General features: G+C 51.4%; 20 protein-coding genes and 1 other RNA gene. 10 read left to right on the forward strand and 11 right to left on the reverse strand.

The window, feature by feature from the left end; translation table 11 throughout:
- Positions 1–110: 110 nt before the first annotated feature.
- Positions 111–347 (forward strand): murein lipoprotein Lpp, encoded by a 237-nt coding sequence (gene lpp, locus HV345_RS13255; RefSeq protein ID WP_003029373.1) that lies wholly within the window; start codon positions 111–113, stop codon positions 345–347.
- A gap of 68 nt (positions 348–415) precedes the next feature.
- Here the strand turns inward: lpp and HV345_RS13260 are convergent, their stop codons facing one another.
- The 8 genes from HV345_RS13260 to HV345_RS13295 all read right to left on the reverse strand — a co-directional run bounded on the left by HV345_RS13260 (position 416) and on the right by HV345_RS13295 (position 8,715).
- Entirely contained in the window at positions 416–1,420 is a 1,005-nt protein-coding gene (locus tag HV345_RS13260) for a L,D-transpeptidase family protein (RefSeq protein ID WP_094761864.1), read from the reverse strand.
- A gap of 118 nt (positions 1,421–1,538) precedes the next feature.
- Positions 1,539–1,955 (reverse strand): cysteine desulfuration protein SufE, encoded by a 417-nt coding sequence (sufE, locus tag HV345_RS13265; protein ID WP_016152910.1) that lies wholly within the window; start codon positions 1,953–1,955, stop codon positions 1,539–1,541.
- Positions 1,956–1,967: 12 nt separating this feature from the next.
- On the reverse strand, positions 1,968–3,188 hold the full coding sequence (gene sufS / locus HV345_RS13270; RefSeq protein ID WP_016156370.1) for a cysteine desulfurase SufS: 1,221 nt from the start codon (positions 3,186–3,188) through the stop codon (positions 1,968–1,970).
- The gene (sufD, locus tag HV345_RS13275; protein WP_181635667.1) at positions 3,185–4,456 is read right to left on the reverse strand and encodes a Fe-S cluster assembly protein SufD; all 1,272 of its coding nucleotides are present in this window, start codon (positions 4,454–4,456) and stop codon (positions 3,185–3,187) included. The genes sufS and sufD overlap by 4 nt, the downstream gene beginning before the upstream one ends.
- Positions 4,431–5,177: a Fe-S cluster assembly ATPase SufC gene (gene sufC, locus HV345_RS13280; protein WP_016152907.1), complete on the reverse strand. Its 747-nt coding sequence runs from the start codon at positions 5,175–5,177 to the stop codon at positions 4,431–4,433. The genes sufD and sufC overlap by 26 nt, the downstream gene beginning before the upstream one ends.
- Before the next feature lie 16 nt (positions 5,178–5,193).
- Positions 5,194–6,681 carry a Fe-S cluster assembly protein SufB gene (gene sufB / locus HV345_RS13285; RefSeq protein ID WP_181635668.1) on the reverse strand — a complete coding sequence of 496 codons (1,488 nt, stop codon included), beginning with the start codon at positions 6,679–6,681 and terminating at the stop codon, positions 5,194–5,196.
- A gap of 8 nt (positions 6,682–6,689) precedes the next feature.
- Positions 6,690–7,058 carry a Fe-S cluster assembly scaffold SufA gene (gene sufA, locus HV345_RS13290; RefSeq protein WP_016152905.1) on the reverse strand — a complete coding sequence of 123 codons (369 nt, stop codon included), beginning with the start codon at positions 7,056–7,058 and terminating at the stop codon, positions 6,690–6,692.
- 769 nt (positions 7,059–7,827) lie between these two features.
- Positions 7,828–8,715, reverse strand: a complete 888-nt coding sequence (locus HV345_RS13295) for a LysR family transcriptional regulator (RefSeq protein WP_181635669.1) — start codon at positions 8,713–8,715, stop codon at positions 7,828–7,830.
- Between the two features lie 122 nt (positions 8,716–8,837).
- Here HV345_RS13295 and HV345_RS13300 point away from each other — a divergent pair, with 122 nt between their 5' ends.
- A complete protein-coding gene (locus HV345_RS13300; RefSeq protein WP_181635670.1) occupies positions 8,838–9,689 on the forward strand; it encodes a Vmh family MBL fold metallo-hydrolase in 852 nt (283 codons plus the stop codon).
- 67 nt (positions 9,690–9,756) lie between these two features.
- Here HV345_RS13300 and HV345_RS13305 read toward each other — a convergent pair whose 3' ends face one another.
- From HV345_RS13305 to HV345_RS13315, 3 genes are all read right to left on the reverse strand, one after another.
- The gene (locus tag HV345_RS13305) at positions 9,757–9,945 is read right to left on the reverse strand and encodes a YdiH family protein (protein ID WP_029139522.1); all 189 of its coding nucleotides are present in this window, start codon (positions 9,943–9,945) and stop codon (positions 9,757–9,759) included.
- A 77-nt stretch (positions 9,946–10,022) separates the two neighbouring features.
- Positions 10,023–10,433 carry a 1,4-dihydroxy-2-naphthoyl-CoA hydrolase gene (gene menI / locus HV345_RS13310; protein WP_016152900.1) on the reverse strand — a complete coding sequence of 137 codons (411 nt, stop codon included), beginning with the start codon at positions 10,431–10,433 and terminating at the stop codon, positions 10,023–10,025.
- Positions 10,430–13,486: an FAD-binding and (Fe-S)-binding domain-containing protein gene (locus HV345_RS13315; protein WP_181635671.1), complete on the reverse strand. Its 3,057-nt coding sequence runs from the start codon at positions 13,484–13,486 to the stop codon at positions 10,430–10,432. Before HV345_RS13315 ends, menI begins: the two co-directional genes overlap by 4 nt.
- A gap of 213 nt (positions 13,487–13,699) precedes the next feature.
- Between HV345_RS13315 and ydiK the strand changes: the two genes are divergently transcribed.
- From ydiK to HV345_RS13355, 8 genes are all read left to right on the forward strand, one after another.
- Positions 13,700–14,809, forward strand: a complete 1,110-nt coding sequence (ydiK, locus tag HV345_RS13320) for an AI-2E family transporter YdiK (protein ID WP_016156362.1) — start codon at positions 13,700–13,702, stop codon at positions 14,807–14,809.
- A gap of 184 nt (positions 14,810–14,993) precedes the next feature.
- Positions 14,994–15,101, forward strand: an RNA gene (gene rprA, locus HV345_RS13325) — antisense sRNA RprA.
- A 158-nt stretch (positions 15,102–15,259) separates the two neighbouring features.
- Positions 15,260–15,616, forward strand: a complete 357-nt coding sequence (locus HV345_RS13330) for a YdiL family protein (protein WP_019076677.1) — start codon at positions 15,260–15,262, stop codon at positions 15,614–15,616.
- A 48-nt stretch (positions 15,617–15,664) separates the two neighbouring features.
- Positions 15,665–16,885, forward strand: coding sequence for an MFS transporter (locus HV345_RS13335; RefSeq protein ID WP_049040475.1), 1,221 nt, complete (start codon positions 15,665–15,667; stop codon positions 16,883–16,885).
- Between the two features lie 240 nt (positions 16,886–17,125).
- Positions 17,126–18,361 carry an MFS transporter gene (locus tag HV345_RS13340; protein ID WP_181635672.1) on the forward strand — a complete coding sequence of 412 codons (1,236 nt, stop codon included), beginning with the start codon at positions 17,126–17,128 and terminating at the stop codon, positions 18,359–18,361.
- Between the two features lie 21 nt (positions 18,362–18,382).
- Positions 18,383–19,249: a quinate/shikimate dehydrogenase gene (ydiB, locus tag HV345_RS13345; RefSeq protein WP_016156358.1), complete on the forward strand. Its 867-nt coding sequence runs from the start codon at positions 18,383–18,385 to the stop codon at positions 19,247–19,249.
- Between the two features lie 36 nt (positions 19,250–19,285).
- On the forward strand, positions 19,286–20,044 hold the full coding sequence (gene aroD / locus HV345_RS13350; RefSeq protein ID WP_019076674.1) for a type I 3-dehydroquinate dehydratase: 759 nt from the start codon (positions 19,286–19,288) through the stop codon (positions 20,042–20,044).
- A 156-nt stretch (positions 20,045–20,200) separates the two neighbouring features.
- Positions 20,201–21,796 (forward strand): acyl CoA:acetate/3-ketoacid CoA transferase, encoded by a 1,596-nt coding sequence (locus HV345_RS13355; RefSeq protein ID WP_046274671.1) that lies wholly within the window; start codon positions 20,201–20,203, stop codon positions 21,794–21,796.
- Positions 21,797–21,800: the final 4 nt, after the last annotated feature.

The following is a 21,800-nucleotide window of genomic DNA, read 5'->3' on the forward strand; positions in this document are numbered from 1 at the left end:
ACGATCAAAAATAAGTGCATTCCCATCAAAAAAATATTCTCAACATAAAAAACTTTGTGTAATACTTGTAACGCTACATGGAGATTAACTCAATCTAGAGGGTATTAATAATGAATCGTACTAAACTGGTACTGGGCGCGGTAATCCTGGGTTCTACTCTGCTGGCAGGTTGCTCCAGCAACGCTAAAATCGATCAGCTGTCTTCTGACGTTCAGACTCTGAACGCTAAAGTTGACCAGCTGAGCAACGACGTGAACGCAATGCGTTCCGACGTTCAGGCTGCTAAAGATGACGCAGCTCGCGCTAACCAGCGTCTGGACAACGCAGCTACTAAATACCGCAAGTAATAGTATCTGTGTAATAAAAATGGCGCACATTGTGCGCCATTTTTTTTGCTCTGAATTTCCCTTCCCTGTTATTGCGTAGCGCGCACCTCTGCATCCTCTCCCGGCACGCCATTCTGTGCAGACTTCACTTCCGCGCCATTGCTTACGACCGACGCTTGCCCGGCCGTTACGGTGACCGGATAGCCCGCACGACGATACAAGGCTCTTTCCACCAAACTGTTATCCACGGCTTTATTGTCTTTAAACTGGGTAAAACCGGCTGGCAGCACATACGGCATGGTCTGGACGTTTTGCTCCTCTTCCGGCGACAGCGGTCGATGCACCTCGACATAGCGCATTCCGTTCGGCTCTATCGAATATTTTATCGGCTCATTAATCACCCGAACCGGCGTTCCTGTCCGGACCTGAGCAAACAGTGCTTTGATGTCCGGCGCGTTCATGCGAATACACCCAGAACTTACGCGCAGTCCCACGCTGTCAGGCGCACTGGTGCCATGGATCAGATATTCACCGTTTCCATGCGCCAGACGCAGTGCAAAGCGTCCTAACGGGTTATTTGGCCCGGCAGGTACTATCGGCGGTAATGTTATGCCGCGCTCCAAAGAGCGTTTACGGATGCCTGCTGTAGGGGTCCAGGTCGGATTCGGGATTTTCTGCCCAACCCGGGTTTCCATTACCGGCGTTTCCAGCCCCTGCAAACCGATACCAATTGGGAAAACCTGAACAATATTCTCTCCCGGCGGGAAGTAATACAAACGCAGTTCCGCCAGATTCACAATAATGCCTTCTCGGGGTGCATCCGGTAGCAGTAATTGCGAGGGAATAGTAATCAGCGTTCCGGGTTTAGGTACGGGGGCAATCGTATTATTGGCTTCAAGAATCAGCATTGCGGCGGTATCAAACTTACGGGCAATCGCCTGTAGGTTTTTATCGCCTTCCTGCACGGTGTAAGTTTGATTTTGCCCAACAAGACGGCTGTTCGCCTGAGGCAAAGGATAATCGACCGCCCATGCGGCCTGAATAGCGCTGTAAGCGCCGATTAGCATTAACGTAATAACAGACGCGCGTTTCATACTCACCCCCCTGGCGTTCCTGCCGGACGGCGTCGAGCGCCCGATCCGGCCTACGAGTCACTGCGTTGCACTACCTCACTCTTTCACGTCGAGCTGAAAATTGACGTGTTTTATCAGTTTAGCTAAGAGTTGCGGCTTTGGTGCGAATAGCCCGAATCATCGCCTCCAGCCCTTGTGAACGAGACGGTGTGAGATGCTGTGCGAGCGCCATTTTTTCAAACCACGGACGCACATCAAAATTCACAATATCCTGGGCGGTCATGCGGTCATATAAAATGAATACGACAGCGATAAGCCCTTTCACAATTGCCGCATCGCTGTCGCCCTGTAATTCAATAATTCCTTCAGCATTCTGACGCATGACAATCCATACCTGACTTTGACAGCCCTGGATGCTATTTTCCGTATTACGATCGTCGTCGTTTAATTCCGGCAAACGCTGACCCAGTTCAATAATGTACAGGTATTTCTCTTCCCAATTAGCGCAACGCAGAAAATTACGCAACAACTTTTCTTTATCCGGTAGCGCAGCCATAACGCCTCCCTGTTATCCCAGTAAGTGATGAATACGCTTGAGGCCCGTTACCAGGCGATCCACTTCTTCGTGGGTGTTGTACATGGCAATCGACGCCCGGCACATCGCAGGAACGTTATAGTAGGCCATCAGCGGCATAGCGCAGTGATGCCCTGTCCGCACGGCGATACCATAGTTATCAAGAAAACTTCCGACATCATAGGCATGATGTTTGCCGAGGTTAAACGCAATCACCCCCAGACGGTTATCCGGCCCGTAGAGCGTTAAATCCGGCACATCCGCCAGCTGTTCCAGCGCATAGCGCATCAGGAATTGTTCATATTCGCTGATTTCAGTAAGCCCCAGCGCGGAAACATATTCAATAGCCGCGCCGAGTCCAATAATCCCCCCGGTGTTTGGCGTTCCGGCTTCAAACCGCCAGGGGGCTTTGGCCCACGTCGTCCCCTGGCTCAGGCTCACCGTCGCAATCATCGACCCACCGCCTTCCCACGGCGGCATTTCCTGCAGCAACGACTCTCTGGCATACAGAACGCCAATACCGGTTGGCCCGTAGAGCTTGTGCCCAGAGAAAACATAGAAGTCGCAATCCAGCGCCTGCACATCCACCTGATGATGCATAACTGCCTGTGCGCCATCCACCAGCACTTTCGCGCCGTATTGATGCGCCAGCTCAATCATCTCAACCAATGGGTTTTCCGTGCCCAGCACGTTAGACACATGGGTAATCGCCAGCAGTTTCGTGCGATCGTCAAACAGCGTCGGCAGCGTTTCCAGTTGCAACGTACCCTCTGTATTGAGCGGAATAACGCGCAGTTCTGCACCTACGCGGGCGCACAACATCTGCCAGGGCACAATATTGGCGTGGTGCTCCATTTCGCTGATGATAATGTTATCGCCCGCCCGCACATTGCTGCCGCCCCAGCTGTTAGCTACCAGGTTGATACCTTCCGTTGTGCCGCGAACAAACACCAGTTCTTCAGCTGAACGGGCGTTGATAAACAGCGAGGCGAGCTTGCGTACATTCTCCATTTTTTCCGTGGCCTGCGCGCTCAGCGTATGGATCCCGCGGTGGACCGCGGCATAGCCGTGACGGTAAAACTCGGCTTCGGCATCAATCACCTGGTTAGGCTTTTGCGCGCTGGCGGCGCTATCCAGATACGCCAACGGTAAACCGTTCACTTCACGCGTCAGGACCGGAAAATCAGCCCGCACTTTTTCAATGGGAAATGTCATGCTACGCCTCCCGGCAAGCGTTGGGCGATCCGTGCCAGGACCTGTTGTTTCATCGTTTCCTCGCCCAGGGCCTCCGTCAGCTCAGCGGCAAACGCATAGAGAATCATTTGTTGGGCATCCTGCTGGCCGATCCCGCGCGAACGCAGATAGAACATCTGCTCGTCGTCGATCCGCCCTACCGTCGCCCCGTGGCTGCATTTCACGTCGTCGGCATAAATTTCAAGCTGCGGTTTGGTATCCACTTCCGCCAGTTTTCCGAGCAGCAAATTATTGTTGGTCATCTGACCGTCGGTTTTAATGGCGTGCTTAGCGACGTTGATCAGGCCATTGAATACCGCCCGCCCCTTATCGCTGACAATCGTTTTATGCAGTTGTCGACTGTTGCAATATCCCTTGTTGTGCGCAAGCCAGGTGCGGGTATCGCAGACTTCATTTTTCACCGGCATCGCCAGGCTGTTAAGCCGAAGCGTGGTGTTTTCGCCGTTAAGCTGGGTGCTGGTGTTATGGCGCAACACCGCATCACCGAGTAAAAAGCTGTGGCTGGCGGCCGTGGCATCAGCGCCCAACTGAATATCATTATGCGCGAAGTGGTGGCTGAGCGGATTCTCAAACGCCAGTTTGATGTGGCGCAAGTGTGCGTTTGCCGCGACGTTCATCGTTAATCGTGCACCGGTAAAATGGCGATATTCGCTGAGGCTGACATACTGTTCAATGACGGTGGCTTCTGCGCCTTCTGCCAGGTCCAGATGGTGGCGATAGTGCGCCGTATTCACCTCATCGCCCGCCAGCCCCTGGGTAATGTGCAGCAGCAGCAACGGTTTTGCCGGTCGCTGGTTACGCCTCACCTGAATGTGCGTTACGCTGCGGGAGAGGCTTTCGGTCAGGTGCAGAAAGACTTCCGGTTGGATAGCCGCCGGTAGCGACTGGCGCACATCATCAACGGTAATGTTAAACCCGCTACCTTCTGCGCTGTCGCTGAGCGTTGGACAGAATTGCCCGTCAACAAACACCAGGCGGACAGCATCAATAGCCGGCGCTAACGCTTCACACTGGGCGGACGTTATCTCAGTGACATGACTGACAAACTGGCTGTTGGTTAATCCTTCCAGCGGCGTGTATTTCCAGTCCTCATGCTTACGCGTTGGCAGTCCCAGACGCAGCATCTGCTGCAGGTGCTGCTGGGCATGGTGCGAGCGCGTCTTCCCTTGCGTTTCAAACAGATGATGCCACTGTTGCAGCACGTTACTGCTGTTCGCTAAGCCAGCCATAACCTTGCTCCTCCAGTTGTTTTACCAGCGTGAAATCACCGGATTTCACAATTCGCCCCTGGTAGAGAACGTGCACATAATCGGGTTTGATGTAATCCAGGATGCGCTGATAGTGGGTGACAATAATGAATGAACGTTGCCCGTCGCGCAGCGAGTTCACGCCATCCGCAACGACTTTCAGCGCGTCGATATCCAGCCCGGAGTCCGACTCATCAAGAATGCACAGCTGAGGTTCCAGCACCGCCATTTGCAAAATGTCATTACGCTTTTTCTCGCCACCGGAGAAACCAACGTTGACCGAACGCGTTAACAAATCTTCCGGCATCTTCAATAACGCGATTTTCTCTTCCATCAGATCCTGGAAGTCAAACCTGTCCAGCGACTCTTCACCACGGTAGCTGCGCACCGCATTCAGTGCCGTTTGCAGGAAAAACTGATTACTGACGCCGGGGATTTCTACCGGATACTGAAATGCCATAAAGATCCCTTCACCGGCCCGGTCTTCAGGTGACAGTTCCAGTAAATCCTTACCGTTGAATTCTACCGTCCCGCCGGTGACTTCGTAGTCATCGCGCCCGGCGAGCGTTGCGGAAAGCGTACTTTTCCCGGAACCGTTCGGCCCCATAATGGCGTGTACCTCTCCGGGGCCAATATCCAGGCTCAGCCCACGCAGGATCGCCTTATCTTCCACACTGACCTGTAAATTTTTAATGCTTAACATGTGCTTTCCTTAAATTTTAACCGACGCTGTGTTCAAGACTTATGGCGAGAAGTTTTTGCGCTTCAACGGCAAATTCCAGCGGCAGTTCAGAGAACACGTCTTTACAGAAACCATTAACGATCATCGAAATGGCATCCTCTTCGCTGATGCCGCGCTGCAAACAGTAAAACAGCTGGTCTTCACCAATGCGCGAGGTCGTGGCTTCATGCTCAAGCTGGGCGCTGTTGTTACGACACTCCACATACGGGAAGGTGTGCGCTCCACAATCCGCGCCAATCAGCATCGAGTCGCATTGGGTATAGTTGCGGGCGTTGGTTGCGGTCGGCATGATCTTCACTAAGCCGCGATAGCTGTTTTGACTGTGTCCCGCGGAGATCCCTTTCGAGATAATGGTCGATTTGGTGTTCTTACCGATGTGGATCATCTTGGTGCCGGTATCGGCCTGCTGATAACCACTGGTCAGCGCGACGGAGTAGAATTCGCCGATAGAGTTGTCGCCGCGCAGAATACAGCTTGGGTATTTCCAGGTAATGGCCGAGCCGGTTTCCGACTGCGTCCACGACATTTTGCTGTTTTCGCCTTCGCACAGAGCGCGCTTGGTGACGAAGTTCAAAATGCCGCCGGTGTTACCATCACCAGGGAACCAGTTTTGTACCGTCGAGTATTTCACTTCGGCATCTTTGTGGATGATGACTTCTACCACCGCGGCATGCAGTTGGTAGCTATCGCGTACCGGGGCTGAACAGCCTTCGATATAGCTGACGTAACTGCCCTCATCCGCAACCAGAATGGTGCGTTCAAACTGACCGGTTTTTTCCGCATTTATACGGAAATAGGTCGACAGTTCCATTGGGCAACGCACACCTTTCGGGACATAAATAAACGTGCCGTCGGAGGCCACCGCCGCATTTAGCGCCGCAAAGAAATTGTCATTACCCGGGACAACCGTACCCAGATATTGTTTTACCAGCTCAGGGTGATCGTGAATCGCCTCACCAAACGAACAGAAAATAATGCCCTGTTCCGCCAGTTTATCGCGATAAGTTGTCGCCACCGACACCGAGTCAAAAATGGCATCAACCGCCACCTCTTTGCCTTCGCGGACCGGCACGCCAAGCTGCTCGAATGCGTCCTCAACTTCTTTACTTAAAAACGCATTCGCCCCCGTTTGCTGCACCGCGCCCGGCTCAGACGCGCAGGTTTCATCGCAATTACCGCAGGACGGCGCAGAGTAATAACTGTACTCCTGGTAGTTCAGCTTATCGTAATGCGCTTTTAGCCAGTGCGGCTCTTCCATGGTGAGCCACGCTTTAAAGGCATTCAGGCGAAATTCCAGCATCCAGCCGGGTTCATTACGTTTTGCCGAAATCGCGCGCACGACATCTTCGTTGATCCCTTTCGCCAGCTCATCGGTTTGTAGATGGGTGAAGAAGCCCTCTTTGTAATTAAGGTGCCCGCCAGCCCAGGTGTTGACATCGTCAGTTGCTTCAGTATTACGAGACATAGTACCGCCTATACCCCAAAACTTTCGCCACAGCCGCATTCGTTCTGGGCTTTCGGGTTATGAAATTTAAATAGCTGATTTAATCCTTCGCGCACGAAATCAACTTCTGTGCCGTCGATGAATGGCATCGCCTGTAACGGTACATAAAGTCTGGCCCCCTCCGTTTCAAACAGCAGATCGTCTTTTTCCGCCTGGCGAACGGTGTCCAGCACGTAGCCAAATCCCGCGCATCCCGTTTGCTTCACGCCTAAACGCACGCCTAACATGTCGGGTTGCTTTGCCACCAGCTCGCGGATGTGCGCCGCAGCCGCTGGCGTTAACGTCAGACCACGCCAGGCAAAATCGTCCGGGTTAAATGTTCCTGAATGCAATTCCATAGGGTTACCTCGAGTCACTAGCTTTCAAGCTATAACAACATGTTAGTGATAATGATTATCACTTCAACCCCTCAACAGCAGGGGCATTCGGGTTAATCGCCCTTTTTGCCCCCTTTTACTAAGCATAGACCCTGCTGCGTGGGTTAACAGGGATGGATTTTTTTGTTCAATGCATTGATTAATAATGGATTAAGTAATTTCAATCGGCGAGACAGGTCGATAATCAAAAGATGTATAGAAAATGACTATTTCTGTGATAGAAGGGGCAACTTCCTCTGTCAGGCTATCCCTAACCAGGGAGTTATCAGAGATGAGATTCGCAGAGCGGTGAACGGAAAAAAATTAACGGTTGGCTAACCACCCATTGCCATTTTTCACTCGCCCGTAGGCAGGGGTTATATTATTTTCAAGCTGATACGGTGACCAGAACAGCGCACACAGTAATGATTTACCAAAGGGTCTGTTCTGCATTCTTTGTGCGATATAAAGCGGTTTTGATTCTTTAAACTTAAATGTCACCACGGCTATTTTTTGACAACATCGGTCTGCAGACTCACGGCAAGTAGGTACAATCCCGTTCGGGCACTACGTGAAGACAACAAAAAACCCTTAAGGCTGCTTGCTGGCAGGCTTAAGGGTTCCGGCCCCATCCGGCGCTTATCTCCGGCACTCACGATGGCTTAGCTCTTGAAGGGGCGATAAGAATAATCTCACTTCCGGATATGTTTTGTTTAACACAAATTGCGATTTGACTATTTTATAAGCGTATTCAATCAATTATTAGGCGCTGTTTTTCACTGAGCGCGTCCAGCAACAGGCGCAGTCCTGCAGGCTGATGCTCCCGCGAAAGATATAAACCATAAATTGGCAGGCTTTTTGGTTGAAGCTCGGGCAAGAGTCTAACCAGCTTTCCCTGTGCCAGCCCTTCCCGCGCCTCCAGTTCCGGCACCAGCGCAATGCCCGTTCCCGCCAACGCCGACTCACAGAGCAACGAAGAGATCCCGGCGCTCAAATTGCCTTTAATCGCAACAGCGGCAGCCCGCCCCTGGGAATCCAGAAAGTGCCAGGATTTCCCGGCAAACCCGCTGTAGTACAGACAATTATGCCGCGTAAGGTCGTCGATAGTCTCAGGAGTGCCATGTCGATGCAGGTACTCTACAGACGCGCACAGTACCGATTTACAGTCGCCAAGGCGACGGGCGATAGTTCCAGGTTCAGGGTTTTCCGTTATACGGATCGCCACATCAATGCGTTCTCCAACGAGGCTTACCGGTTGATTATTGATCTCCACCTCGATACGCAGTTGTGGATACTTCGTCAGAAACGCGGGCAGTACCGGCGCTAAAATATGCATAGCTGTAGAATGCGCACAGGCCACACGTAGCGTGCCAGAGGGAGTTTGCGCGGCGCTGGCGGCACCAATATCCAGCGAAAGCTGCGCCAGAGAACGCGTTTTCACTAATGCCTCTTCACCCGCTGGCGTGATTGTCAGACGGCGCGACGAGCGATGGATAAGCCTTGCACCCGCCCATTTTTCCATCTCGTCGAGGTAACGACTGACCATCGGACGGGAAAGCCCCAGCGCACGCGCGGCGGCGCTCAGACTGCCCAAATCACAGATATGGTTGAATACCGTTGCCGCCATCACTCTGTCCATTGCATCCCATCCGATCGTTTTATGAAACTCAGCATGTCCTAATAAGGGAATTCTAACAGATCCGAATTTCCTTAAAATACAGGAACTATCAAAAGACAATTTCCTGCACAAGGATACCTGACATGAAAGTTAAAACGCTGGCCCTGCTGTTACCTCTGTTCGCCTCTTCAGCCTTTGCCGCGACGCTACAGCTGGACGTCTACAATCCACAGGACAAGGCTATTTTCCCGGTCTCTTCAACGCTGGTTTCAGGACCGAAAGAAGCGATATTGTTTGACGCACAGTTCAGTACTAAAGATGGTGAACAGCTGGTGCAGATGATTCGCGCCAGCGGTAAAACGCTGAAGGCCATCGTGATCACCTCCGGCGATCCGGATTTCTATTTCGGACTGCGGCCTATCGTCAAAGCCTTCCCACAGGTAAAAGTCCTGGCAACACCGCACGTAGTAGACCATATCCGTGCCACCAAAGAGGCCAAACTGCAATTCTGGGGTCCGCAAATGAAGGATGGCGCGCCAACATCGCTCACCGTTCCGCAAGCAACAACGCAAACGCATTTCACGGTTGATGGTGAAACGCTGGAGCTGCGCCACCCTAATGATTATGCAGCCTATGTCTGGATCCCAGCGAACCGTGCCATTATTGGCGGTACCGGCGTGGCGTCTGGTATACACGTCTGGACAGCGGATACGCAATCTGCAGAACAGCGTAGCGCGTGGCGTAGCGTACTGAGCGAAATGCAGAAGTTACAACCCACCCAGGTGGTCCCGGGGCATTACATTGGCGAACGCCCTGCGGGCGATAAAGCGATTCGCTTCACACAGGACTATCTGCAATCGTTTGAGCAGGCGTTAGGGGCGAAGAAAGGTTCGGATTATGTGATTAAAACCATCACCGCGGCATGGCCAGGTCTTGCAGACGCAAGTTCTCTGGAGTTAAGTGCGAAGGTTAATACTGGTGAGATGAAGTGGTGATTGAGATTTAACGCAAAAAATAACCCCGAACGCGTGTCGGGGTTTCATTACGATAAGCATACCGGAATCAATGAACGCCCATGCGCCAGGCAAAATAGATCTCTTCTTTAAGTTCAGTCGAAGAAAGCGTCAATAAATCCGCGAACTCCAGCTCTAACTGTTTCAGTCTTTTCAGGTACTGAGCTGGTGAAAGATCGGTTTTATCACGACGTAAAAACTCTATTGCCAGTTGGGCCGGGTCTAATTGGGTAGACATATCATCCTCGCTTGTGTTCAAAACCTGCACAGTATAACACCATTCCCTGTGCAGATAATGACCAAAAGCAATATGCATCACAAAATTGCTGTCGTCAGACGCGACGTGCAGCACAATCGTCCCTGCTCATCGAAGATTTCGATTTGCCATACCTGATGACGGGAGCCGGTATGCACCGCGCGACATACCCCTCTGACGCGCCCTTCCCGCGCCGAGCGAATATGGTTGGCGTTGACCTCCAGGCCCACCACTTTCTGCTCACCCTGAGTACACAGATAGCCAGCCACCGAACCAATGCTCTCAGCCAGCACCACGGACGCGCCGCCGTGCAGCAAACCAAATGGTTGTTTAGTACGGTGGTCTACCGGCATTGTGGCTTCCAGCGTGTCATCGCCAATGTGCACAAAACGAATATCAAGCAGCCCAACCATATTTCCTTCACCCATGGCGTTGAGCGCTTCGAGTGTGACTTCACGTTTCCAGATCATCCTATAATCTCCAGCAGTGCCTGTAATGGATGGCGAACGCCCGTGCCTTCAACGCGTTTAACCTGACTGCGACAGGAGTATCCGGTAGCCAGACAACGGTTACGCGGCAATCGTTGCATTGCCTGGTGCCATGATAGCTCATAGATCCCCAGTGAGTTCTGATGATTCTTCACTTCGTGGCCATAGGTGCCCGCCATACCACAGCACCCTACGCTGATGTTCTCCAGCTTTGCGCCAAAGCGGGCAAAAATAGCCGCCCACTGAGCAGGCGCGCCCGGCAGGGCCGTCACTTCGGTACAGTGTCCAAAGAAGTACCATGGTTCACCGCCCACAGCGACTGGCGGCTGTGACTCCACAACTGTCGATAACCATTCGTTGGCGAGTAACACATGGAAATCGCCCCGCTGTTCCCCGAGCGCCAGTTTGTATTCATCGCGATAGCAAAGCACCAGCGCCGGATCGACACCCACCATCGGAATATTCAGCTTCGCCACCCGATTGAGAAACTCAGATGTTTTCTTTGCGGTTTTAGCAAAACGGTTTAAAAAGCCCTTAATATGCTGGGCCTTGCCGTTTGGCGAAAACGGCAACAGTACCGGCTGCAAACCCAGCTTTTCAACCAGACGTATAAAATCAGCCACCACCTGTGCATCGTAATAGCTGGTGAACGGATCCTGCACCACCAGCACCGTACGGGTTTTTTGCTCAAGGCTGAGTAATTCGAGCTGTTCCAGCGTCATATTGGCGGAACGATGACCAACCAGCTGACGTTGAAGCGACGGCGCAGACAGCAGCGGTAAGTCGACCATGCCGATGTGCTTTTTAGCCAGATTACGCACCAGCGGCTGGTTGATGAAGAAGTTAAACGTGTTGGGCGCCCGCGCCATTAACGGCGCATAGCTCTCAACGGTCGCCACCATGTGATCGCGCAACGGCCGCAGATAACGCGTGTGATACAACTGCAGGAAGCGTGAGCGGAACTCCGGCACATCGATTTTAATCGGACACTGTGTGGAGCAGGCTTTACACGCCAGACAACCCGACATTGCCTCTTTCACTTCGTGCGAGAAATCGTATTCGCCTTTGCGCGCATGCCAGCTGTTGCGGGTACGGGCAATCAGCGTACGTAAACTGGCACGTTTTTCCGGTAGCTCTTTTTCCAGCTGTAGCGGGTCAATCCCGCGATCTGCCAACAGACGCAGCCATTCACGCACCAGCGTAGCTCGCCCTTTCGGTGAATGGATGCGGTTGAGGCTGATTTTCATCGACGGACACATCGGGCTTTTCGCATCAAAGTTAAAGCATAACCCGTTGCCGTTACACTCCATCGCCCCACGCCACTCCTGGCGTACGGCCAGCGGGATCTGACGGTCATACGTTCCGCGCTTCACCGCGTCCACTTTCATCATCGGCGCATCAACATCCTCCGGTGGACAGATTTTGCCCGGATTGAGCCGGTTTTGCGGATCAAACACCGATTTCACTTTACGCAGTTCACGATACAGTTCCTCACCGAAGAACGCCGGGCTATATTCTGCACGAAAACCTTTTCCGTGCTCGCCCCACAGCAGGCCGCCATATTTTGCCGTCAGCGCGACAACATCGTCAGAAATGCGTTTCATCAGCACTTCCTGCTGCGGGTCGCACATATCCAGCGCCGGTCTGACGTGCAGCACGCCTGCATCCACGTGACCAAACATGCCGTAACTCAGGCCGTGGCTATCGAGCAGCGCACGGAACTCGGCAATATAGTCAGCCAGATGTTCCGGCGGAACGCAGGTATCTTCAGCAAACGGAATCGGCTTCGCGGCCCCTTTCGCATTCCCCAGCAGACCGACGGCTTTTTTACGCATCGCGTAAATGCGTTCGACGCCTGCCAGCTCGGTACATAGCTGCCAGCCTATAACACCCGCTTCCTGACGCGCGATTAAGCCATCCAGCCGTTCGCACAGTGCGCTGACTTGCGAATCAATCAATGCTTCATCGTCACCGGCAAACTCCACAATATTCAGACCCAGCATCTCTTTATCCGCCACATCGGTAATCAATTCACTTACCGAGTGCCAGACAATATCTTCCCGTGCCAGGTTAAGCACTTTGGAGTCGACGGTTTCTACCGACAGCGCGCGCGCTTCCACCATCACCGGGGCATTACGCAATGCCGAGTCGAAAGAGTCGTACTTAACGTTAACCAGTTGTCTGACTTTGGGTAGCGGCGTGATATCGAGACGGGCTTCGGTGATAAACGCCAGCGTACCTTCAGAGCCGGTAAGAATGCGGGTTAAATCAAATTCGGTCATCTCATCGTTAAAGACGTGCCGCAGATCGTAACCGGTCAGGAAGCGATTAAGTTTCGGAAATTTATCAATGATCAGCTGTCGGTTGTCGCGGCAACGCTCATAAACCGTCTTGTAGATGCGGCCAATAGTGGTGTTGCTATTACCCAGCGTTTGGGCAAGTTCGACCGGCATTGGCTGGGTATCAAGAATATCGCCGCCCATTAGCACCGCGCGGATACCCAGCACGTGATCGGAGGTTTTACCGTAAACCAACGAGCCTTGTCCGGATGCGTCGGTATTGATCATCCCACCCAGCGTTGCCCGGTTACTGGTGGATAACTCGGGGGCAAAGAAATAGCCGTAAGGCTTCAGAAACTGGTTGAGCTGGTCTTTTATCACCCCGGCTTCAACCCGCACCCAACCTTCCTGCACATTGATTTCAATGATGCGGCTCATATAGCGGGACATATCAACAATAATGCCCTGATTCAGCGCCTGACCGTTGGTCCCGGTGCCGCCGCCGCGTGGGGTAAAAATCAACGAAGAGAAAAGAGGTTCCGCTGCCAGACGAGCAATGAGCGCCACATCTGCGGTTGAACGAGGGAATACGACAGCATCAGGAAGCAGCTGATAAATACTGTTATCCGTCGACATTGTCAGACGATCGGCATAGCTCGTTGCCGTATCGCCCGTAAATCCTTGCTGCTCCAGTGCCTGCAAAAAATTGAGCACCAGTTGAACGACACCTGGCGCCTGAGAAATTTGTGGAATCATTATAGTGACCCTTTCCTGCGGTCTGTGTTGTGAATTTAATCGTTTGCGTGTTGCTTTGTTTGTTGTATCACATTTTTTTCTAATACGCTCAGCAGATTTACAGGCAGAATCCGCCTGTTAAAAACCGCTGAAATTGCTCATCATTACAGGGTGTCATTTAAGTGTTCACGTCGCGTCAACGTTCTGGCGCAAAGACAAAGGTGAAAAGTATTTATGGTAAATTTCCGCCAGCCCAAGGATATTGCACAAGTGCTGCTATCGGCGCTGTTTTTAGCCGTCATGATTGTGGCCTGTCTTTGGATTGTTCAGCCCTTTATCCTCGGTTTTGCATGGGCGGGGACGGTGGTCATTGCGACCTGGCCGATCCTGCTACGCTTACAAAAATTGCTCTGGGGCCGTCGCTCGCTGGCTGTGCTGGTGATGACCCTGCTGCTGGTGCTGTTGTTCATCATTCCTATCGCGCTACTGGTCAATAGCATTGTTGATGGCAGCGGGCCATTGATCCATGCCGTAACCGCAGGCGATATGACCCTGCCGGATCTGGCGTGGCTGAACAGTATTCCGTTGGTCGGCGCCAAATTGTATGCCGCGTGGCACAGTCTGCTGGATATGGGCGGCGCGGCCATCATGGCCAAGGTTCGTCCTTATATCGGCACGACGACGACCTGGTTTGTTGGCCAGGCTGCACACCTTGGCCGCTTTATGATGCACTGTGGTCTGATGCTGCTTTTCAGCGCCCTGCTGTACTGGCGCGGTGAACAGGTGGCGTTAGGTATTCGCCACTTCGCTTGTCGCCTGGCATCCAAACGTGGCGATGCCGCCATTCTGCTGGCAGCACAAGCCATTCGCGCCGTCGCATTAGGCGTTGTGGTCACCGCGCTGGTGCAGGCAGTGCTCGGTGGTATTGGTCTGGCGGTAACCGGCGTGCCGTACGCCACGTTGCTGGCGGTATTGATGATCCTGTCTTGTCTGGTGCAACTGGGGCCATTGCCGGTGCTGGTCCCGGCCATTATCTGGCTGTACTGGACGGGCGATTCAACCTGGGGCACGGTGCTGCTGGTGTGGAGCGGCGTGGTCGGAACGCTGGATAACGTTATTCGCCCGATGCTGATTCGCATGGGGGCCGATTTGCCGCTGATCCTGATTCTCTCAGGGGTCATCGGAGGACTGATTGCCTTCGGCATGATTGGTCTGTTTATCGGCCCGGTGGTACTGGCCGTGTCCTGGCGTCTGTTCTCTGCCTGGGTAAACGAAGCCCCTGCGCCAGGTAGCGATCCCGACGAAATCCTCGAGGAAATTGCTGAAATCGAACGCAATAAGTAATCCCACGTCAGGCGGCACCGCCGCCTGATTGTTTAACAATACTAATCAATTCCGCCCGCTTACTGAATAAGACCCAACGTTATCCTTCTTTAAATACTCATTTGCTTCGCAAATTATTTACAGTTTTTAAACTATTGAGATGAATCTGATCGACGTAAAAAATCAGTATGCCTACTATTAGCCCATGGCTTTAGATCAACACATTGATTTATAAGCATGGAAATCCCCTGAGTGAAACAACGAATTGCTGTGTGTAGTCTTTGCCCATCTCCCACGATGGGCTTTTTTTTGTCCTTCGCGCGCCTCGCCACCAACCTTACCGCACCACAGCTCCGCTCTTCCCCGTTGATAAACAAATAATATTGCACAAGATACTGTGACTCTCTTCAAGCCGAAATATCCACAGCAATGTTATTACTATTCCACCGTCTTTTATGAGGTGATCAAATAATGAACGCATTAGAACTCCAGGCTATCCGCCATATTTTTGCTATGACGGTAGAAGAAAGCGCTATGTATATCTCGCGGGATCACAATGTTGCCGCCTGGCAACAATGGGAGAATGGCGAAAGGGAAATCCCGGAAGACATCACGCGCATTTGTGCAGAAATGAAAGCCAGACGAAAGTTAAGAATTAACGCCATTATCGAAAAAATAAATAACCGTATCGGTAATAACACCATGCGTTTCTTTCCCGATCTGAACTCTTTTCAGGCGGTTTATCAGCACGATGATTTTCTCGACTGGAAAATCTATCAATCGGCCGCTGTTGAACTGTATGCCCACGACCTTGAGCGTTTGTGTTAAGAGACCGCAGCGCCACACTCATTTAGCCTCTTCGCTGAGTAACATATTATGAAAAACACCTATTTCTCCACTGCGATAGGGCTGTACTTTAATTACCTGGTACACGGCATGGGGGTCATTCTGATGAGCCTCAATATGTCTTCACTGGAACAACAGTGGCACACCGATGCCGCAGGCGTCTCAATTGTTATTTCCTCACTCGGCATTGGCCGTTTAAGCGTGTTATTGGTGGCGGGCATGCTTTCCGATCGCTATGGCCGCAGACCGTTTATTATTTTCGGTATGGTCTGCTACCTGCTGTTCTTTGTAGGCATCATCAATACTCACAGCATTTATATTGCCTATGCTTTTGGATTTTTAGCCGGAATGGCAAACAGTTTTCTTGACGCCGGAACCTACCCCAGCCTGATGGAGGCGTTTCCCCGCTCTCCCGGCACGGCTAATATCTTAATTAAAGCGTTTGTTTCCATCGGTCAGTTTCTGCTGCCGATGATTATCAGTCTGCTGGTGTGGGCAGAACTTTGGTTTGGCTGGTCCTTCCTTGTGGCGGCCGCGGTGATGCTAATCAATGGCGTATTTTTGTTTCGCTGTCGATTCCCGGCCCATCCTGGGCATCAAGCCCCCCTCAAGGCATTACCTGTTGAACAGAAAAGCATACAATCTGAACATCGTTGTTCTCTTCTCGATCTCGCCAGTTACACTCTGTACGGCTACATCGCCATGGCGACATTTTATCTGATAAGCCAGTGGTTAGCACAGTACGGACAGTTTGTCGCCGGGATGTCCTACACCTTATCGATCAAGCTGTTAAGCATTTACACCTGCGGTTCTCTACTGTGTGTGTTGATCACCGCGCCACTGGCACGAAAGACGGGGCGCGCAACCTCTCTGTTAATGCTGTACACCTTTATCTCATTTATCGCCTTGCTGATGGTCTGCCTGCATCCGTCGATCTACATGGTGATCGTCTTCGCATTTGTCATCGGTTTCTCTTCAGCCGGAGGCGTTGTACAAATCGGTTTAACGCTGATGGCCGCACGCTTTCCCGATGCGAAGGGCAAAGCCACCGGGATTTACTACAGCGCGGGCAGCATTGCGACCTTCACCATCCCACTGATAACGGCAAGACTCTCGCAGACCAGCATTGCTCACATCATGTGGTTTGATACCGGCATAGCCGCGGTAGGCTTCCTGTTAGCATTGTTTATTGGCTATCGCAGCCGTATCGCGACAAAGCAGCAACTAAACATGGCGACGGTCGTAAAATAATGCGGATGCAATATTGTTCTCCCCCGCTGCAAAATAATTGGTCGCGGTTTTAAAACTTCAGCAAAATCTTGGTTGAAAGAATTAAGTTTCACAGTTGAGCATGCAACATACCTGGTAACTTAAACGCCATGCTATGTAGGCACAATATCAGCGCCTCGGTATATTAATCACAAGGTCGCCGCAATTTAAACAAAATCGACGAGCACAGAACAATTTTAAAATCCGCAAGGAGTTGTGAACATGTCTCAAAATAAGACCTTTAATACGCCATTCCTTTTGGCGATAATCTGTATTTATTTAAATTATTTTTTACACGGCATTAGCGTCATTACACTGGCGCAAAATATGAGCTCTCTCGCAGAAAAATTCTCCACTGACAATGCTGGGATAGCCTATTTAATTTCCGGCATTGGTCTTGGTCGCCTGGTGAGTATTTTATTCTTTGGCGTGCTCTCAGATAAATTTGGTAGACGGGCTATCATTCTGTTAGGGGCAATTCTGTACATGCTGTTTTTCTTCGGCATTCCCGCCAGCCCGAATCTGATGATTGCCTTTATTCTCGCTGTTTGTGTCGGCGTCGCTAACTCGGCCCTGGATACAGGTGGCTATCCGGCTTTGATGGAATGCTTCCCTAAGGCGTCTGGGTCAGCGGTTATCCTGGTTAAAGCGATGGTCTCATTCGGGCAGATGATCTACCCCATCGTCGTCAGCACCATGCTGCTCAACCATATCTGGTATGGCTATGCGGTCATTATCCCGGGGGTACTGTTCGTCGTCATAACGTTGATGCTGCTCAAAAGCCGTTTCCCCAGCCAGATGGTGGATGCGGGCATTGCAAAAGAGCTACCGCAGATGAACAGTAAACCGCTGGTCTGGCTGGAAGGCGTAGCCTCCGTTATGTTTGGGGTGGCCGCATTCTCGACCTTTTACGTCATCGTAGTCTGGATGCCGAAATACGCGATGGCATTTGCCGGCATGGCAGAAGCCGACGCGCTGAAAACCATCTCTTACTACAGTATGGGATCGCTGGTCTGCGTGTTTATTTTTGCTGCACTGCTCAAGAAAATGGTTCGACCCATTTGGGCGAATGTATTTAACGCCGGGCTGGCAACCCTCACCGCAGCGGTTATCTATTTATATCCATCCCCATTGGTGTGTAACGCCGGTTCATTTCTTATCGGGTTTTCTGCCGCAGGCGGTATTTTACAGCTCGGCGTTTCGGTGATGTCAGAGTTTTTCCCCAGGAGCAAAGCCAAGGTCACCAGTATTTATATGATGATGGGGGGCGTAGCCAACTTTATTATCCCATTAATCACCGGATACCTTTCAAACATCGGCCTGCAGTACATCATTTTGCTGGACCTCGCATTTGCTTTGCTGGCCTTCATCACCGCCATCATCGTCTTTATTCGTTACTACCGCGTATTTGATATTCCCAAAAATGATGTGCGGTTGGGCGAACGTTATTTTCAATAAATTGCTTAGAAGGAGTATCAAATGGACGTAACTGCAAAATATGAACTGATTGGTCTGATGGCCTACCCTATCAGACACAGCTTGTCGCCTGAAATGCAAAATAAGGCATTAGAAAAAGCGGGATTACCTTTTACCTACATGGCATTTGAAGTCGATAACTCCACGTTTGCTAATGCGATTGCCGGGCTGAAGGCCTTAAAAATGCGCGGTACCGGTGTCTCAATGCCCAACAAGCAACTGGCATGTGAATATGTTGATGAATTAACGCCTGCAGCCAAACTGGTCGGCGCGATTAATACTATCGTCAATGATGATGGTTACCTGCGCGGCTACAATACTGATGGCACGGGGCATATTCGCGCCATCAAGGAAAGCGGTTTCGATATCAGGGGTAAAACCATGGTACTGTTGGGCGCAGGCGGCGCGTCAACGGCCATTGGTGCCCAGGCGGCGATTGAAGGCATCAAAGAAATCAAACTCTTTAACCGTCAAGATGAGTTCTTTGCCAAAGCGCAGGAATTCGCCAAACGTGTTAATGAAAATACCGATTGCGTGGTCACCGTTATCGATCTCGACGATCGACAGGCTTTTGCGGACGCACTGGCCAGCGCGGATATTCTGACCAACGGTACGAAAGTGGGAATGAAGCCGCTGGAGAACGAATCTCTGGTGACCGACGTTTCCCTGCTACGCCCGGATCTGCTGGTGACTGAATGCGTCTACAACCCGCATATGACCAAATTATTGCAACAGGCACAACTTGCCGGTTGCAAAACGATTGATGGTTACGGCATGTTGTTATGGCAAGGGGCTGAACAGTTCAAACTCTGGACCGGGAAAGATTTCCCTCTTGAGTATGTGAAACAGGTTATGGGTTTTGCAGCCTGATGGGCAAGCATTTGTAAAATATTTAAAGGGTAATCGATGAAAACCGTAACCGTAAAAAACCTCGTCATTGGCGAGGGTGCGCCGAAGATCATTGTCTCACTGATGGGTAAAGACATCGCAACGGTAAAAAGCGAAGCGCTGGCCTATCGCGAGGCGGATTTCGACATTCTGGAATGGCGCGTTGACCATTTCACCGAGGTGTCCTCCGTTGATGCCGTACTGGAAGCTGCACGCGCCATCCGCGAGGTGATAGCTGACAAACCGCTGCTGTTCACCTTCCGTAGTGCCAAAGAAGGTGGTGAACAGGCGCTGGCTGTCGAAAACTATATTGCGCTAAACCGTGCGGCGGTAGATAGCGGTCTGGTCGATATGATTGACCTGGAGCTTTTCACCGGTGACGAACTGATTAAAGCCACCGTCGAATATGCACATGCAAAAAATGTCGCCGTCATTATGTCGAATCATGATTTCCATAAGACGCCAGCGGCACAAGAGATTGTCCTGCGCCTGCGTAAAATGCAGGAGCTTGGCGCTGATATCCCGAAAATCGCCCTGATGCCGCAAAACAAAACGGATGTATTGACCCTGCTTGGCGCCACGCTGGAAATGCAGGAACGCTATGCCGATCGCCCGATCATTACTATGTCGATGGCTAAAACAGGGGTGATTTCACGTCTGTCCGGTGAGGTTTTCGGTTCAGCGGCAACCTTTGGCGCGGTGAAAAAAGCCTCTGCCCCTGGGCAAATTTCGGTCACCGACCTACGTACCGTTTTGACCATATTGCATCAGGCGTAATAGTACTGTTTATCCATATTAATATCAGTAATGCCCTGCCCCAGATATTCGTTTAATCCCGAATATCGGGCAGATGGCCGGACATTATTAAATAACTCACATTATTATTGTCGAATATAGCGACAGGTAGTCGCACGCATATAATCTGGAGTTCACATGAAATTATCAAGACCAAAACGCATTGATGGTCGGGTCCCCGTATTATCCGCAGCGGATGCCATTAATTATATTCCTGATGAGGCAACGCTCTGTGTATTAGGCGCAGGCGGCGGTATTCTCGAAGCAACAACATTAATTAACGCGCTGGCTGAAAAATATAAAAATGCACACTCACCCCGAAACTTATCATTGATTAGCCCAACGGGATTAGGTGACCGTGCTGACCGTGGAATTAGCCCGTTAGCACAGGAAGGTTTAGTCAAATGGGCATTATGCGGCCACTGGGGACAATCACCACGAATTTCTGACCTCGCTGAGCAGAATAAAATTGCCGCCTATAACTATCCTCAGGGCGTATTAACCCAGACCCTGCGTGCCTCGGCAGCCCACCAGCCGGGTATTCTGAGTGAGATCGGTATCGGAACATTTGTCGATCCCCGCCAACAGGGCGGAAAGCTGAATGAAGTGACCACCGAAGATCTGATCAAGCTGGTGGAAATTGATAACAAAGAGTACCTCTACTACAAAGCCATTGCGCCAAACATCGCCTTTATTCGCGCCACCACCTGCGACAGCGAAGGTTACGCCACGTTTGAAGATGAAGTTATGTATCTCGACGCGTTGGTGATTGCTCAGGCCGTTCACAACAACGGCGGTATCGTCATGATGCAGGTGCAAAAAATGGTGAAGAAAGCCACACTGCACCCAAAAGCCGTGCGTATTCCGGGCTATCTGGTCGATATTGTGGTCATCGATCCCGATCAAACTCAATTGTACGGCGGTGCGCCGGTTAACCGCTTTATCTCGGGCGATTTTGTCCTTGATGACAGCCAGCAGACTGCCCTGCCGCTCAATCAGCGTAAACTGGTGGCCCGACGCGCCCTGTTCGAAATGCGTAAAGGCGCGGTCGGCAACGTTGGCGTGGGTATCGCCGATGGTATTGGTCTCGTTGCTCGCGAAGAAGGCTGCGCTGACGACTTTATTCTGACGGTCGAGACCGGCCCGATTGGCGGAATTACCTCCCAGGGCATCGCTTTTGGCGCCAACGTCAACACCCGCGCGATTCTGGATATGACCTCCCAGTTTGACTTCTACCACGGCGGTGGGCTGGATGTATGCTATTTAAGCTTCGCCGAAGTGGATCGCCACGGCAATGTCGGCGTACATAAATTCAATGGCAAAATTATGGGAACCGGCGGTTTTATCGATATTAGCGCCACCTCGAAGAAAATAATATTTTGCGGCACGTTAACTGCCGGAAGCCTGAAAACGGAAGTTGCCAATGGCAAATTAAATATCGTGCAGGAAGGCCGGGTGAAAAAATTCGTCAACGAACTACCTGAAGTCACTTTCAGCGGAAAAATTGCACTCGAGCGCGGACTGGATGTGCGTTACATCACCGAGCGTGCTGTATTTACGTTAAAAGAAGATGGTCTTCATTTAGTCGAAATTGCGCCAGGTGTCTCTTTACAGGAAGACATTCTGGACAAAATGGATTTCCCTCCGGTTATTTCTCCGGAACTGAAACTGATGGACGAAAGATTATTTATCGATGCTTCGATGGGTTTTATATTGCCCGATGCCGCCAATTAAAAGG

Origin of the sequence: Citrobacter sp. RHBSTW-00986 (assembly GCF_013783065.1) — a bacterium.
GTDB classification, from domain to species: domain Bacteria; phylum Pseudomonadota; class Gammaproteobacteria; order Enterobacterales; family Enterobacteriaceae; genus Citrobacter; species Citrobacter braakii.